At 33.8% G+C, this 16,948-nt stretch carries 11 protein-coding genes; 5 read left to right on the forward strand and 6 right to left on the reverse strand.

Translation table 11 applies throughout. From position 1 onward, the window contains the following. Window positions 1–97: 97 nt before the first annotated feature. A complete protein-coding gene (locus tag ACYQ1E_RS00840) occupies window positions 98–2,392 on the reverse strand; it encodes a mechanosensitive ion channel family protein (protein ID WP_459874766.1) in 2,295 nt (764 codons plus the stop codon). A gap of 475 nt (window positions 2,393–2,867) precedes the next feature. Here ACYQ1E_RS00840 and sfsA point away from each other — a divergent pair, with 475 nt between their 5' ends. The 5 genes from sfsA to ACYQ1E_RS00865 all read left to right on the forward strand — a co-directional run bounded on the left by sfsA (window position 2,868) and on the right by ACYQ1E_RS00865 (window position 11,189). Next, on the forward strand, window positions 2,868–4,028 hold the full coding sequence (sfsA, locus tag ACYQ1E_RS00845) for a DNA/RNA nuclease SfsA (RefSeq protein WP_459874767.1): 1,161 nt from the start codon (window positions 2,868–2,870) through the stop codon (window positions 4,026–4,028). A gap of 116 nt (window positions 4,029–4,144) precedes the next feature. Next, on the forward strand, window positions 4,145–6,640 hold the full coding sequence (locus tag ACYQ1E_RS00850; protein ID WP_459874768.1) for a UvrD-helicase domain-containing protein: 2,496 nt from the start codon (window positions 4,145–4,147) through the stop codon (window positions 6,638–6,640). Beyond that, on the forward strand, window positions 6,616–7,158 hold the full coding sequence (locus ACYQ1E_RS00855; protein ID WP_459874769.1) for a hypothetical protein: 543 nt from the start codon (window positions 6,616–6,618) through the stop codon (window positions 7,156–7,158). The genes ACYQ1E_RS00850 and ACYQ1E_RS00855 overlap by 25 nt, the downstream gene beginning before the upstream one ends. A 5-nt stretch (window positions 7,159–7,163) precedes the next feature. Then, window positions 7,164–10,013, forward strand: a complete 2,850-nt coding sequence (locus ACYQ1E_RS00860) for a PD-(D/E)XK nuclease family protein (RefSeq protein ID WP_459874770.1) — start codon at window positions 7,164–7,166, stop codon at window positions 10,011–10,013. A gap of 126 nt (window positions 10,014–10,139) precedes the next feature. Further along, window positions 10,140–11,189, forward strand: a complete 1,050-nt coding sequence (locus ACYQ1E_RS00865; RefSeq protein ID WP_459874771.1) for a M48 family metallopeptidase — start codon at window positions 10,140–10,142, stop codon at window positions 11,187–11,189. A 76-nt stretch (window positions 11,190–11,265) separates the two neighbouring features. Here ACYQ1E_RS00865 and ftsZ read toward each other — a convergent pair whose 3' ends face one another. From ftsZ to murC, 5 genes are all read right to left on the reverse strand, one after another. Beyond that, on the reverse strand, window positions 11,266–12,510 hold the full coding sequence (gene ftsZ / locus ACYQ1E_RS00870) for a cell division protein FtsZ (RefSeq protein ID WP_459874772.1): 1,245 nt from the start codon (window positions 12,508–12,510) through the stop codon (window positions 11,266–11,268). 164 nt (window positions 12,511–12,674) lie between these two features. Then, complete coding sequence (gene ftsA / locus ACYQ1E_RS00875) at window positions 12,675–13,901, reverse strand: cell division protein FtsA (RefSeq protein ID WP_459874773.1); 1,227 nt, start codon at window positions 13,899–13,901, stop codon at window positions 12,675–12,677. 29 nt (window positions 13,902–13,930) lie between these two features. Continuing rightward, a complete protein-coding gene (locus tag ACYQ1E_RS00880) occupies window positions 13,931–14,689 on the reverse strand; it encodes a cell division protein FtsQ/DivIB (RefSeq protein WP_459874774.1) in 759 nt (252 codons plus the stop codon). A gap of 1 nt (window position 14,690) precedes the next feature. Next, window positions 14,691–15,566 carry a UDP-N-acetylmuramate dehydrogenase gene (murB, locus tag ACYQ1E_RS00885; protein WP_459874775.1) on the reverse strand — a complete coding sequence of 292 codons (876 nt, stop codon included), beginning with the start codon at window positions 15,564–15,566 and terminating at the stop codon, window positions 14,691–14,693. After that, window positions 15,563–16,933, reverse strand: a complete 1,371-nt coding sequence (murC, locus tag ACYQ1E_RS00890; protein WP_459874776.1) for a UDP-N-acetylmuramate--L-alanine ligase — start codon at window positions 16,931–16,933, stop codon at window positions 15,563–15,565. Before murC ends, murB begins: the two co-directional genes overlap by 4 nt. Window positions 16,934–16,948 lie beyond the last annotated feature (15 nt).

The following is a 16,948-nucleotide window of genomic DNA, read 5'->3' on the forward strand; positions in this document are numbered from 1 at the left end:
TTTCATTTTTTCTACTAGTTTTATATTAGGTTAGAATCCAACTTCCCTAACTTGTCAAGCTTTTTGCTAGTCAAATTTTCATGTTGTGTGTTCTGTTTTAATTCTTATTTTTTTTATTTTCTATAAAATCGATCAAATCATCAGGCAAATTTTTTATGTGTAAATCCCGTTGTGGAAAGGGGATCTCTATGTTTGCTTCCTTTAGTTTTTTAAAGAGTGCAAAATAATAATCACTGAGTAGGCCACTTTTTATATCACTTAGCTGATTTATTCTACACCATACCTTTAAGGAAAAATTTATAGAACTATCCCCAAATCCTTCAAACCATACCTGTATTGGATGGTCTTTATTTTCTTTTGTAATAGGGACTTCTCTTGCAGCTTCTATGGCAATCTCTTTTACCACTTCAGGGTCAGCATTGTAACTGACTCCAAAGGGTATTGTTAGTCTTCTCCAATCATCACTATAGGTCCAGGTATTTACCCTGGATGAGACGAGCTCAGAATTTGGGACAATTATATCTTTACCATCAAAGGTCTTTATTACAGTGGCTCTTATGGCCAAGCTTTTGACAGTTCCCATTGTACCATCTTCTAGCTCCACTATATCACCAACCTGAATGGACCTATCAGTCAAAATTATTAGGCCTGAAATAAAATTGTTGGCAATTGTTTGGAGACCAAAGCCTATCCCAACTCCCAGGGCGCCCATAAGTATGTTCAATTGGGTCAAATTGATACCAGCAGTGGACAGTACTATTAAAACCAGTAAAACTAGGGAAAAATAATAACCAAGCGTTGTTATGGAGTTTATTGCTCCCAAAGATAATTTTGTTTTTTGTTGCATAAGAGAGGTCATTTTTTTTCTGACTCGTCTTAAGATAATAAAACCTAAGACAAATAAAAGCACTATTTTTAAAATAGATGCGATACTTAGTTCCAAATTTCCTATTTTTGCAAAAGGATAAAAAACTACAAACTTAACCTTTTGATACAGGTCTATAAATTTTTCTTTACTCCAGACATTTAAACTCCTTATCCACCCCAACATATCTTTCAAAAGTGATGAAATCAAAGATGCCTCATTCAAGAATTCAGAACATTTATGTTTGTTTTGAATTAATATAAAGATAATGTTATCAATGAGTTTGCTTTGCCTTTTTAGCTCATAATTTAAATTATAAATTGCCTGCTTTAGTTTTTCATCTTTGAGCAGTTTAATTTTCTGTGTATTAATGGCCAGTGACTGCTCCAAATTTATCTTGGCTTTTCTAATATCTGCCAAATTTTCAATTGTGAGATTAAATCTTTGTTCAATATTTTCAATAACTAAATCAATGGATTTAAAAATAGTGTTGTCACTGCTACCTGCCTTTATTTTTTTATATTCAACTAACCACAGATAATAAAAATCATAATATTTTTTCTTTAATTCAATACTTAAAATTTTCTGCGAAAGGTATAATTTTTTAAAATTATAGTACTTAATAAGAGATTTAATTCTCTTTTCGTCTATTTTCAATAATTCTTTATTTAAATTAGAGTTTTTAGAATTAATTTTATTTTGAAGTGACTGTAGTTTTATCTCATAATAAATAATTTTTTTATCTATATTTCTTTGTTGTTCTAATATTTTCGCCTTTTCCACTTTAAGTTGACTATTTAACATCTCTTTTTTATGTTTAATATTTTTGATATCTAATTGAGTAATTTTTAAGTTTTTAAAAGTATAATTTATCCTATCAGTTAACTTATTTTTTTGCTCTTTTAATTTAGTTACTATAAATTGATAATTTTTTTGTTTTTTATATAAAATCATGTTCTGAATCTTAAGAGATAATATAGATGTTAATCTATTATATTTCTGAAATATAGTAAGATCTTTCTTATGTTTTAAATAATCATCAATCAAGCTTTTACAATCTTTTTTAATTGCTTCAAGTTTGTCTTTTACATCTTCATTAAGATGTACATTTTCTGAAATAGATAAATTTATATTTCTTAAAAGAGAAATATATTGTTTAAATATATTAATAGAATAAGGGGGTTTTTGTTTTTTGGGAATAGTAAAAGAAAGCGTTGGCTTAACAACTTTTAATTTATTTAATATTGTTATTTGTGAATCAATTAAATCAATATTATCTAATATTAAATTTAACTTCTTTTTATCAATTTTAGTTTTTTTATTTTTCAAAATTGAGTTTATACTGTTCTTCAACTTTTTGGTGCTATTTATACAATCACTTATAAATTGATCTATTGGATAATTTAGTATATCTTTTGAAATTATAAATTCTATATTTTTAATTATTACTTCGTGGGAAGCTATAGCCTTTGACGAAATAAATCCAATAATACATAGAAAAATAGTTATTAATAAAAAATTTCTCATATGACCATCCCTTATTTATTATAAAAATGTGGTTTGTACTTAATTTGTAAGCCTATTATAGGCCGAATGATTTGGTCAACATTTATTTACCAAATACAACAAATTTCATCTCACTTTTATAAAAGACGTTTTAACGTGAAACTAAAAGTTGGTAAAGAAAATCTTATGATGATTTCCATCTCAATAAAGCCTTGTATATTTCACCAAATCAGGACAAGGAAAAAATTAGATGTGATGATACATATCTCATCAAGACCATTGAAGAGAGAGTTGTGTTAGTGCTTTTTACGCAGATCATATTAACTAGGCACTCTATTTTTAACTTAATACCTTCCCCTTTCATACAAATTCATTATATCACATTGTCTCTATTATATCAATTTTCGCAGGATACTATAATTTGTTTCTTAAAGCGAATTGCCGGGTCTTGACATTTTTCCTTGAAAAAAATCACCTTTTCTTTAAAATCTTTTAAATGCTAACCTATCTTTTTAGTTTTAAAAAAATAAAAGGTCTTTTTTTAAAGAGACTCAATAGATTTACAGTAGAGGTAGTTGTAAATTCTAAAAAAACTTTGGCCTATCTTCCTAATCCTGGAAGACTGTGGGAACTTCTAATTCCAAACACAGAAGTATTGATTGTAAAAAATCATTCCCATACAAAACTCCCATATACCCTTTTGGCCTGTAAAAAACACAACACCTGGATTTTACTTCATACCCACTTAACTAACAAAATAGTAAAATCTCTGTTATTGAATAAAAGACTTCCCTTTTGGAGAGATTGGGAATTTTTTAAGGATGAAGTAAGATTGGGAAAAGGAAGAATTGATTTTTTGCTCAGAAATATTACCAAAGATTGCGAAAAATTCATGTTTTTAGAAGTAAAAACCTGCACCCTCTTTGGAAAAGATATAGGAATGTTTCCCGACGCAGAGACTAAAAGAGGAACTCGTCACATTCAAGAACTTGCCAATTTAAATCCCTTAAATCAAAAGGGGGCACTTCTTTTTGTCATAATGAATCCTGACATATCCTTTTTCATGCCTGCTTTCCATGTGGATTTAACTTTTTCAAAAAACCTTATTGATCTATCTAAAAAATTGGACATAAGGGCTATAAGTCTTGGTTTTGATGAAAATGTTGAAAAGATATCCTTTGTAAAAGAAGTCAAGATACCCTTTGAACTTATTGAAAAAGAACTAAGAGATTCAGGATGTTATCTTATCTGGATTTTTTTAGATAACTCTAAGGATATTGTTGCGGGAAAGAAGAGCTTTTTTTTAGAAAAAGGTTATTATATCTATGTGGGGTCTGCAAAAAAAGGACTCACTAGTAGAATAAATAGACACTTAAGAAAAAAAAAGAAACTTCACTGGCATATTGATTATTTAACTAAAGAAGCAAAAAAGAAAATGGCCATTCCCATTAGAAGTTATGAACCTTTAGAGTGTATTATAGCCAAAAGATTAGCCAATTTAGGAAAGCCAATATCAGGATTTGGTTCATCTGACTGTAAGTGCAATTCCCATCTCTTTTATTTTGAACAGGATCCCCTAAAAGACCCCAAATTCCAGGAGTTGCTTATAGACTTTCGTATAAATAGATTGACCCCTAAATTATTTAATAGCCTATAAGGGATGAAGCAAAAAATTAGTTTTAAACAATTTTTTAATGAAATAACACCCCATCTGGGCGCCAATTTACGATTTTAAGGTAACAAGGATAGTGGCTCAGGATATAGGGAGGAATTATGGAACCTGAAATAATTGGTATCAGGGCCTCTGCTGGTTCAGGCAAGACCTATGAATTATCTTTGAGATATTTGAGGCTGCTTAAAAAATTAAATTATCCATCACCTGCAGGTTTAAGAAAGATAATTGCCATTACCTTTACTAACAAAGCTGCCTGGGAAATGAAGGAGAGGATAATCCTTTTTTTAAAGGAGATTGCCTTAAGTACTCAATCTGGCCAGAAATTGTCCAGAAAAACCCATCTAACCCCTGAACAGGCCAGGAAGTGGCTGGAAAATATAATCTTAAACTATTCAGATTTTTATGTAAGAACCATTGATAGTCTTTTGTTTGCAATATTAAAAGCACTTTGCTTTGAACTCAAGCTCAAGCCTGATCTAAATGTCACATTTAATCCACAGGAAATATTTGACACTGCCTTTGACAAAATCCTTTTTGATCTACAAATTGATAAAAAATTCTGGGAAGATCTTTTAGACACCTTTTTTAAAATAGACGAAAGAGGTGGATTTTATCCAGAAAGTGGTCTTAGAAATAGACTTTTTGAACTCATAGCTAAAACACCTGATAAAGTTAAAGCAATAAAAGCTCCTGAAATCTTTACTCTAGAAAGGGAGCTTGATGTTTTAAAAAGAGATTTTTTAAAAACAATTGACTCATTAGCAAAATATATAAATGGGAATTTAATAAAAAACTTAAACCAAGACATCTCTTTAGAGTCTTTGCACAGCAGAGCGATTTTCACAAAAAACATAGAGGAGGTGTTTAAGAAAAAATACAAAAACCAATTAAAAGAGATAAAGGAGTTTGAAGATAATAGAGAAAGGCTCAGACAAAAACTCAATGAATGGATATACCTTAAAGCAATATATAGGGTGAGTGGTTATGCTCAAGCTGTTTTAAAATTAAAACAAACCATAAATTCCATCTGTGAACAAGAGGGAATAGTACCTGGCAGTGATTGGTGGACCAGGATTATCCTGGAGGAAATGCGAAAAAGTGGTGTGCCCCCTTTAATTTATGCCCATTTTGGCTCAAAATTTTCCCATTTTTTGTTTGATGAATTTCAGGACACATCAAGGGATCAATGGGATAGTCTAAATCCACTTGTAGAAGAGGCCCTATCATCTGGTGGCTCCCTTTTTTTGGTTGGGGATATAAAACAGGCCATCTATAGATGGAGAGGTGGCGATTGGCATTTATTTGGTGATCTCTTTTCTAAAAAAAAGTATTTTACATATTTAGATACCAATAGTTTTAAAGAAAAATCCCTTGATTTCAACTATAGGTCCAATAAAGATCTGGTTGAATTTTTTAATAAAATCTTTGACCCATTATCAGATGAGAACAAAGTGTATGATGGTCTGTCAACCCTCATTCTGGGAAATCAAGCCTTAGAGGATGTTAAAAAGAAATTTTCAAAAGATGTTGCAAGGGCCTTTCAAAGACATACCCAGAGACCTGCTAATACAAATATTAAAAGTGGTGTAATAAAAATTTACAATGCTGAAGGGTCAAGTGATGAGGTAAAGGGGTTAATTAAGGATAGTTTTTTGGAAAATCTAAAAAAAGAATGGAGTAACAGAAGTAAATCTAACAAAATTGAGATCGCAGTCCTTGTGAGAAATCATGCAACAGGTGAAGAAATATCATCCTGGTTAATACATGAGGGAATCCCAGTAATAACTGAAAATTCATTAAAATTAAAGGTGTCTTCAGTAGTAAAGGGAATTTTATGTTTTTTATCTTACCTTTATGACCCTTCTGACAAAAGGGCTATTTATGGAATCTTCTCATCTAATATATTAAATTTTGGACCTAAAAGTGAATCAGAGCTGTGTAGTGCCTGGATAAAAGGTGATTTAGATAGATGGATTTTAGAATTAAATGAGTTAATAGAGCAATTTAAACCCCTTGTAAATAAAAGGGCGCCCTATGAAATAATACAATTTCTATTAAAAAAATTAAATTTAATTGACAGGTTAAATGCAGACCTTGTAGGCCACAAAGTTTTTGTTGATCGCCTTTTAGAAGTGACCCATTATTTTGAGATTGAATCAGGCCCAAGTTTAGGAAGGTATTTGGCTTTCTGGGAACAGGGAGGATTAGAAGAACAAGTGGGGTTTCCAGAAAATATCAATGCTGTTAGGGTGTTGACAATTCACAAGGCAAAGGGTCTTGAATTTCCTGTGGTGTTTATTCCCTTTACCAATTGGAGGATCAGGGACCTTAGTCCTGTGGTTATCCATGATGGTTTTTTGATACACCTTAAAAAACCCCTTACAGAGGAACTTGAGAGAAAGAGACTAATACTAATTGCTGAAGAGGCCCAGGAACTGTTAAACCTCTTTTACGTTGCTGTTACCAGGGCCAGGGAATCTTTGTATCTATATTTGAGTCTGGTTAAAGGGGGTGGTTTAAAACCCCTCTCTTTCTGGATAAAATCCCTTTTACAGGAGAGCGAAAACTTATGGAACATAGAGGAGCTCAACTAAAAATAAAGCTACCAGAAAATTTACCCCTCTCTCATGGGGATTTTAAAAAAATAAAAAAGGGAGAAATACTCCATCTAACCCTCTCCTTTATCAAAAATTTAAGGGATAGGGATAATCTGGATTTGTATATTAAGCGGTCTCTGGCATTTTTTGGGGAAAAATTGGATAAATGGGATAGGGAAAAAGATTTTAAGGCCCCTTTAGAAAAACTTTTTTCCCTGCCACAAATAACTGAGATATTTCCTGAAGATGCAAAGAAAGTTCTGATAGAAAAAAATATCCTTATTCCCACAAAAAATAATAGCGTGAAAACCCTAAGACCTGACAGGGTGGTGATGTTTGAAGATGAGGTAAGGGTTATTGACTTTAAAAGTGAAGAGCCTGTGTTTAAAGATGTTTTAAAAGTATATAAAAAACAAGTAAGGGAATATTGTGGAATTATAAAAAGGATATTTAAGGTCAAAGTAACAGGTTATTTAGTATTTGTTTTAACACCTAAAATAGAGATCCTGGGATAGATTTTATGTCTAAAATTAAAGTAGTTCATCCAAAGGTCAATCTTTTGCTATTAGTTGCAGAGGATTTATTAAAGAGAAAACATCTGTCCAATGCTCATGTGATATTTCCAAATAAAAGGTCAGTGAGTTTTTTTGAATATTATCTATCTCAAAAAATAGATGAACCAACTATCCTGCCAGTTATACAACCCATTGAGGATTGGGTAAAGAATGTATATATTTTGTCTCAAAATAACCCTCCAACAATATTAAATGAATATGATCAGGCCTATATAGCATATCTTTCTGCAAAAGAGGTCTTTAAAAAACAGCAAAAGGATATTCCTAAGTGGGATAATTTTTTTCCATGGGCCTTGAGACTGGTTAAATTATTTGAAGAATTAGACTTAGAACTTGGAGAAGGAAAGGATATATATTGCCCCCCTGAAGAGGCCCTCTCTTTAAAGGCCATTGAAATATTAGAACAAATGGGACAGATCTATAATGTATTTAATAAAAAATTAAAGGAGAAAAATTACATTACCTATGCAAAGATGCTCCGTTATTTATCAGAAAATTCAGATTTTTTACCTGACTCTCCCATTTATCTGGTAGGTTTTTATGCCTTAACCCAATCAGAGGACAAACTATTTAAAAACTTGTATGAGAGGGAGGCCTACATATATTGGCATGCAGACCCAGAACAACTCCCTGAACTCTATAAAAGATGGCAGAAAAGATGGGAAATAAAGTTTGAAGGTGTATATCCCATAAAACCTTCTGAAACAGAGATATATTTTTTTGAGGCCCATGATTTACACGCTGAGTTAGATGAGATAAAAAAAAGGCTTCCAGAAAAAATTAATAATTTTAAAGCTGATAAAATAGCTATTGTAACAGTTAATACTGAGAATCTAATACCAATTATTTACCATCTCCCACCATGTCCTATAAATATTACAATGGGTTATCCCATTAAATTGAGCGGAATTTTTGTGTTTTTAGAAGCTATTTTTGATCTTATCTTGGGTAAAGATGAAAATAGGGGATATGCACTTAAAGACTTAATTGCCTTTTTTAGAAGTCCCTATTTAAAAGATAACTTGCATGTAGATGATATTCTAATTGAATATGGTGCCCCTTATGTTGGGTTTGAAGAACTTATTCATATAATAGAAAAAAAATTTGATGAAGATAGTATTAGATATATAAAGGAATTGTTTGAAAAAATAATATTTCCCATAGAAAAAGCAAATTGTCCTTTGGCCCTTTGTAGGGGGTTTAGAAAAGGGTTTGATTTTATCCAGGCCAATGAAGATTTTGGACTCTTTGAACAATCATTTTTGGACTCAATAGTGGAATCAGTTTTATACGTGGTTGAAGAATCCCTTTTTGCCGATAAAGTAATGGAAAAGGGTGGATTGTTCAATCTATTTAAAGAACTCATCTCAAATGTCAGGGTACCCTTTGAAGGTGAGCCCCTTGTTGGAATACAGGTTATGGGGTTGCTTGAGACTAGACTTTTAAATTTTGAGGAAATCTTTGTTCTGGATGTAAATGAAGGTGTATTGCCCCAGGTAGAAGAAGTAAATCCCCTGCTACCAGAGCAAATAAGGACAATACTCGGTCTACCCAACAGGCAGAGAGAGGAGGTGATAATAAGATATCACTTTGAGAGATTAATTAACACGGCTAAAAAAGTACACCTTTTCTGGCAGCATCAAACCACAAGAGGAACAGGTCAGGGTATTGATAGTATAAAGGTCAGGAGTCGGTACGTAGAAAAACTCATCTGGGATATAGAGAAAAAAGAAGGTGTTTTGTTTGATAATTCAAAAATGGCAAATAGATTTAAAGGTTCTTTTTTTAAAATATCGCCACAGGCTAGTGGATTATTTAATAAAGAACCTTTAAAAAAAGATATTGAACTAAAAAAGATTCTAATACAAAAAGCACTCTCTCCTATCTCTCCCTCAACCCTCAGGATCTATCTAGAGTGTCCCTTAAAATTTTTTTATTCAAAGGTATTAGATATATCTTATCAAAAAAGTGTGGATGAGCTCTCCTATGAAGAGCTAGGCATAGCAGTACATGAAGCATTAGAAGATTTTTATAAAGAACTTTTAAAAAAATCAAAGATTGTAGAAAAAAAGAACATCAAGGAGCAACGTTTATTAGCCTTATTTGAAGAAAAAGTTAAAGCTAAACCATTTTACAAAACCCTCTCAGAACAAAGGAGATTTTTACTCTTTAAAGGGGCCGAGTTTAGATTAAAAAAGTATATTGAAAATCATCCAGAAAAGACAAAAATAATTTGTCTTGAAAGGGAATTTGAAGCAGGAGTCTTAGTGCCAGACATTGGAGATATGAAAATTTTTGGAAGGGTTGACAGGGTAGATTTTAGGGATGGTTTTTTCAGGGTTTTGGATTATAAAACTGGTTATGTGGAAAATGTTAATATAAAAAAGGGAGTTGAACTTGATGTGTCTTCCTGGATCAGGGATAAAAGATTTGATCTTGAAACCTTAAAGCAAATAAATGAACATATACCAGATCTTCAACTCCCTGTATATGCCTATCTCTTTGCTCGAAATTGCGAAGAAAATGAGACTAATCCATGGGATATCACAGTTGCTGCCTATGTGAAGCTGAGGGACAAAGGAGAAGAAGAGTATTTTTTGCCCCTTAAAAAATCTAACAAATATGGGACAACATTATCATTTTCTAATTATGGTGAGTGGCTGAAAATAGAATTTCCCAAGCTTTTAAAATTTATTGTAATGCATATTATATTTTCTGAATATTGGTATCCTGCTATAAAGGATGGTGCTTGCAGTCAATGTGACTTTAGCAGGATGTGCAGGTATGAATCATAAATCGGATCAAAAATAGATTTGCCAGCCATATTTTCTTTTGATATTATCTCCGAGGTTAAAAATTATAGAAAAGATATGAAAGAATTATCCTGTAATAGAAATTTCAAACTTTTACGGGGAAGAGAGATGAAGAAATATAAGTTAATTGCATTGATTTTTTTCCTAATAGCTGCTGCCTGTGCCCCAACAACCAGAGTGCCAAAGATTAGTGAGGAAATAGCTGCCCAGGAAGCAGAAAAACAGAGAGAATTGGCTGTGTTAGAATTTGTAAAATTATATAAACGCCTTCAGAGGATAGGCTTTCGCATTCTCCAAGCCAATGCGCCATTATGTGGAAATAAAGTAAGATATGATTGGGGTTTTGTTTATCTTTCCCAGGCAAGTATATCAAAAAATTATCGTCAGGCCTATGTAAATCTTTTTGGGATTAAAGATTATCCAACAGTACTTTATGTAATACCTGATTCACCAGCAGAAAAAGCGGGTTTAAAGCCAGGAGATGTAATCTATGCTGTTAATCAGGAGCATTTATTGCCAGGCAAAAAAGGAATAAACACCTTAAGTCAGGTTTTAAAAGACAATCATGGGGAAAAAATTGTGTTATCAATAGAACGTGAAGACAAAAAACTAAATATTGTGATTAAACCTCTTTGTATATGTAATTATTCAATAATATTAAAAAATAGCGATCAGGTAAATGCATATGCAGATGGTAGACATGTAGTTGTTTTCTCAGGAATGATGAGATTTTTAGATTCCGATGATGAATTGGCATTAATAATTGGGCACGAACTAGCCCATAATACCATGGGACACATACAAAAAAAAGCTGTAAATAGGACTATTGGAACCCTTTTAGGTGCTATTATAAGTGAATTAACAGGAGTAAATGTAACAAGAATAGGAGCAGAAGCAGGACAATTGATCTTTAGCCAGGAGTTTGAGGCTGAAGCAGATTATGTGGGATGCTATTATGCGGCTCGGGCTGGATATGATGTCTCAGGAGCTGCTCAATTATGGAGGCGTATGGCAGCAACTCATCCTATGGCTATCAATTTAAAAGGAAGTACCCATCCCTCTACAGCAAAGCGGTTTCTGGCTATTCAAAAGACCGCTGACGAAATTAAAAGAAAAATAAAAATGGGGGAACCTTTAATTCCTGAAACTAAAGATTAGTAAAAACCTTAATCACACCGCCCTTTACAAGGAAGAGTATAGAAGGTTGATTAACGCAGGGGAAATCCCCTGCTTTTTAATCCACCTGTTTTCTTATAAAAGAAGGAATTTCAAAGTCTTCTTCATCTTCAAATATAAAATCATCTTCTCCACTTGCAACAGAAACTTTTTGTTCAGGGGTAATGTCATGGTTATCTTCCATAATTCCCGACTTTTTCCTGATAAATGCCGGAATTTCTCTTTGATCATGGGAAGCTGCTGGAGCTGGTTTTCTATTTGTCGGTTGAGGTCTTTTTTGAAATCTGCTAAGATTACTGACTTTCCTCACATCAGAAGGATCTAATGTTGAATCTATTACTTTTTCTCCATTTTCTATTCCAGTGGCTATTACTGTAATTCTTATTTCATCACCACAGTTGTCCTCAAAGACTGTTCCAAAAAATATCTGTGCATCTTTACTTGCAGCTTCATAAATAATACTTGCAGCTTCATCAACCTCCTGGATCCTTAAATCTGGCCCTGCTGTAATATTCATAAGTATTCCCTGGGCACCATCGATAGACACATCTTCCAAAAGGGGGCTAGTTATTGCCTTCATTGCAGCTTCCCTTGCCCTGCCTTCTCCACTTGCAATACCAGTACCCATAAGAGCAAGACCCATTCCCTCCATTACTGCCTTTACATCTGCAAAGTCCAGGTTTATTAGACCTGGAACCAAAATAAGATCAGATATGCCTTTGACAGCATAATACAAAACTTCATCTGCCTTTTTCAACATCTCCATAAATGTAGCATTCTTAGAGGCAAGGGAGAGTAATCTATCGTTTGGTATTGTGATAATACTATCCACCACTTCCTTTAAATTTTTTATACCTCTTTCTGCCTGTTGCAATCTCTTTGGTCCTTCAAAATAAAAAGGCTTTGTAACAACTGCCACAGTAAGAGCCCCAAGTTCTTTAGCAATTTGAGCTATAACTGGTGCAGCACCTGTGCCTGTTCCACCACCCATTCCTGCTGTAACAAATACCATATCACTGCCTGTTAAAAGTTCTTTAATGGTCTCTGCACTTTCTTCAGCAGCCTGTCGCCCAATTTCAGGATTTGCTCCAGCTCCAAGTCCCTTTGTGAGCTTTTCTCCAAGCTGGATCTTATACTCTGCACAAGAATTCTTAAGGGCCTGAACATCTGTATTTGCAACTATAAATGACACTCCTTTTAAAGAAGAGTCAATCATATTATTAACAGCATTTCCTCCACCGCCGCCTACTCCAACAACCTTTATCTTGGCATTTCCCTCAGGTATTATTTCCATATGTTCCATAATTTCCTCCTTATAGGGGTTGTGAGTTTGTGGGTTTGTGAGTTTATTGAGTTTGTCGGGTTTATTGAGTTTATTGGATTTGTTGAGTTCGGAATTTAATGGGGTCAACTCTTAACTCTTTAACCCTCAACCCATAAACCCTTTAACTCTCACATCATTACAAACTAACTAATATCCACAAACCAATTCTTCATCTTTGACAAAAGTCTATCAAAGACATTTCTTTCCCTAATTCTAAAGCTAGTTGAAAAATTTTCCTTTCTTGCACCATAAAGAAGCAGACCAACAGCAGTAGCATATTTTGGGTTCATCACTATGTCTGTAAGACCGCCTATGCCCTTTGGATAACCAATCCTAACAGGCAGGCCAAATATCTGCTCAGCTAACTCCACTATACCCTCGATAAGAGAACTACCTCCAGTTAAGACCACACCTGCACCTATCATGGGTTTGTAACCAGATTTCTCCAGATCTTGATCCACCAGGGCAAGAATTTCTTCCATTCTGGGTTCACAAATTTCAGCCAGGGTCTTTCTAAAAAGTCTCCTCGGTGGCCTGCCTCCAACAGTTGGAACATCAATAACCTCATTGTCCTGAACTAGATCAGTAAGTGCACACCCATACTTTTTCTTTATCTCCTCTGCAGCACTCATTGGGGTTCTCAAACCAAAGGCAATATCACTGGTTAAATTGGTCCCTCCAAGGGATAAAATTGAGATGTGTTTTATTGCATCGTTTAAAAAAACAGCAAGATCTGTTGTCCCTCCTCCAATATCCACCAATGCCACACCAATTTCCTTTTCCTCATCAGTTAAGGTTGCATACCCAGACGCTAAGGGCTCTAATACAATATCTGCCACATCTAATCCGGCCTTATGACAAGAACGAATAATGTTTTGAGCACTTGATACTGCACCTGTTACAATATGCACCTTGACCTCTAACCTCACTCCGGACATACCAAGCGGATCCTCTATACCACCCTGATCATCCACTATAAACTCCTGAGGCAGGATATGTATAACTTCCCTGTCCAAGGGAATTGCCACAGCCTTAGCTGCATCTATTACCCGTTCAATATCGTTTTTTGTTATCTCTTCGCCCCTGACTGGGATAATCCCCTGACTGTTAAAACCCTTTATATGACTACCTGCTATCCCTGCATACACTGATCTGATCTCACACCCACTCATCTGCTCTGCCTCATCCAGGGCCTCTTTTATGGATTTCACAGTCTGTTCAATATTCACAACCACTCCTTTTCTCAGCCCTGAAGAAGGACTCTCTCCACTTCCAATTATATGTATTCGTCCATTCTTGTTCTCTCCAATAACTGCACAAATCTTGGTTGTTCCTATGTCCAGACCAACTATGATTTCTCCCTTTGCCATGAATTATCCCCTGTTTAATTTTTTGTAGGTCAATTTCTAAGTTGTACCCAACCCAAGTAATTTATTACTGTAATTTCCTTTATATTATTTCCTTTGAAAGTTCTGTTTATTTCACGCCAGATCAATCTTGCACTACTAAGGCTATTAGATAAACTATCAACATCTATTTTCCATAGGATTTTATTTTTATAATCATAAAATTTAACATATATATTTCCTACATACACCCACCCTATATTATTTATACTTATTGGCAATCCTTTTGTTAAATAATTACTTATTTTAGAGAAAACTTGTTGATCCTCCATTTCTATAACTGGTAAATCCAATATCTTATTTCCAAATTTTGCTATCTTTATCCCATCCTTATCAATATAATACAATGACCTTTTTTCGTGTAATATATATACAGGCTCTCTTTCAGTAATACTAATAACAATCTTACTTGGTATTACCCTTCTTATCATCACATCTTTTATCCATTTATCTTTTAATAATCTTTTTTTTATATCAAAAAGATTTATATCAAATATATTCTTTCCATAATTAATATTTAATTTTTTCAATATTTCCTCTTTTGTTAAATTTTTTAATCCTTTTATTTCTACATATTTTAGAGCAAAAATTTTTGTAGTAGTTACATACTTATAACTTTTTACTAAAATCCAACTTATTGCTAGAAAAAAAACAACTATGAATGTATATAAAAACAAATACTTTAATATTGTTTTAAACTGTCTTACTATTTTGACAGATAATTTCTCCTGTATATATATATTTCTTGCCATGTTATGACAAAATTTTAACTTCTAAATCCAGATTTATTCCAAAATTTTCATATACCTTTGACCTTGCTATTTCTATAATTTCCATTGCTTCAGAAGGAGTAGCCTTACCTTTATTAATCAAAAAATTTGCATGAAGGTCTGAAAACATCATATTTCCTAGTGAAAAGCCCTTCATCCCACTTTTTTCCAAAAGATATCCCGCAGGATACTGAATAGGATTTTTAAAAACACATCCACAGGTCTTTGATGTAACTGGTTGGGTACTCTTTTTATTATTGTAAGTTTTCTTTATCTTCTTTAAGAGTAAATTTTTATCTGATTTCTTTAAATCCATAGTCACAGAAAAAACGCACCATAGACCTTCACGCATAGGAGGTACGAATTTCCTGTATGAAATTTCCAGATCATCCTTTGAATAAGTAACAATACCGATATCCTCATGCCAAAAGGTAACTTTTGATATAACATCAAATATTTCAGAACCATAAGAACCAGCATTCATACATACAGCACCTCCAACACTTCCAGGTATTCCAATTAAATTCTCCACTCCTTTATAACCATTTTTTACACTCCACATAATAAGTCTTTTCAGTAACACCGAAGAGCCTACTTCTATGAGTACACCATCTTCCTTTTCCCTTATTACCTCCAATTTCTCATTTAAAAATTTAATTATAAATACAGGCAAAAAGCTTAGTCCAGGCACTATATTGGAGCCATTTCCAATAAAGATAGCTTTTGCTTTATTTTTCACCAAGAAATTTGCTATTTCCTCCAGATCATGTATATCTCTAGCCTCAATTAAACCTTCACACCTGGACATAATTCCTATAGTAGTTAATTTATCGAGAAAAGGTTCGGAGATTAACCTCATAGTGCTTCCTTTTTCTGGAGATATGATACTCCCACCTTCCAGATACTACCTGCCCCAAGCGTGAGAAAAAGGTCTCCAGACCTTAATATCTCTCTGGCCTTTAAAAGACAGGTGTTTAAGTCTTCACAATAAAAAACATTAGTATTGCTAAGTTGCCTGATTCCTTTAGCCAGAGATTCACCATCCACGCCAGGAATAGGATCTTCTGAAGCAGGATAAATCTCAGTAACGAGCAATATATCAGCGAGTTCAAAAGATTTGCAAAAATCACCGTAAAGTGCCTTAGTCCTCGTATATCTGTGAGGCTGAAAGGCAACAACCAGCCTCTTTTCTGGATACATCTGTTTAACTGTTTTCAATGTGGTCTTTATTTCTGTTGGATGATGGCCATAGTCATCAATTACCACCACCCCGTCTAACCCACCCCTTTTTTCGAGCCTCCTTCCAACTCCTTTAAAACCCTCCAGCCCATGTATGATATCTTTTTTAGAGATACCAAAGTGATTGGCTATGCCTATAACCCCTATTGCATTTAAAATATTGTGCTCTCCAGGAATACCTAAGACACATTCTCCCCAGAATTTATTTGCAATAAATATCCTAAATCTGGATAGAGCTCCTATCTCTATTATCTCCCCTCTGATTGTGTTGTGTGCTTTAAACCCATAAGTAATTACAGACCTTTTAACTTTTGGCACTAGTTCCATTATATTTTCATCATCTCCACACACCACATTTATTCCATAAAAAGGCACCATGTTCATAAATTTCAAAAATGCATCCTTTATAGAATCTAAATCAGGATAAAAGTCCATATGATCAGCGTCTATATTAGTAACCATAGAAACAATGGGAAACAAACAGAGAAATGAGCCATCAGACTCATCTGCCTCGGCAATTAAATATTCTCCTTTTCCTAAAAATGCATTTGTGCCATATGCATTGAGTCTGCCCCCAATAATCACTGTTGGATCAAGTCCTGCCTCCATAAAAACTGTTCCAAGAAGTGAAGTAGATGTGGTCTTTCCATGTGTTCCAGCAACAGCAATACCTGTCTTTAACCTCATGAGTTCAGCCAACATCTCAGCCCTTGGAATAACAGGTATGGACCTTTGTTTGGCCTCTATTATCTCTGGATTATCTTCTGAAATAGCACTGGAAAAAACAACTACTTCAGCATCTTCCACGTTTTTTGCACTGTGACCTATGTTCACCTTTGCCCCAAGTTTTTTAAGCCGTTCAATCACATCGCTATCAGCCACGTCTGAGCCAGACACACTATATCCTAAATTTATTAACACTTCTGCTATTCCGCTCATTCCAGATCCACCTATTCCAATCATGTGTATCTTTTTTATACTTTTCATAACGCTATCTCTTAT

This window comes from Desulfothermus naphthae (assembly GCF_054657475.1).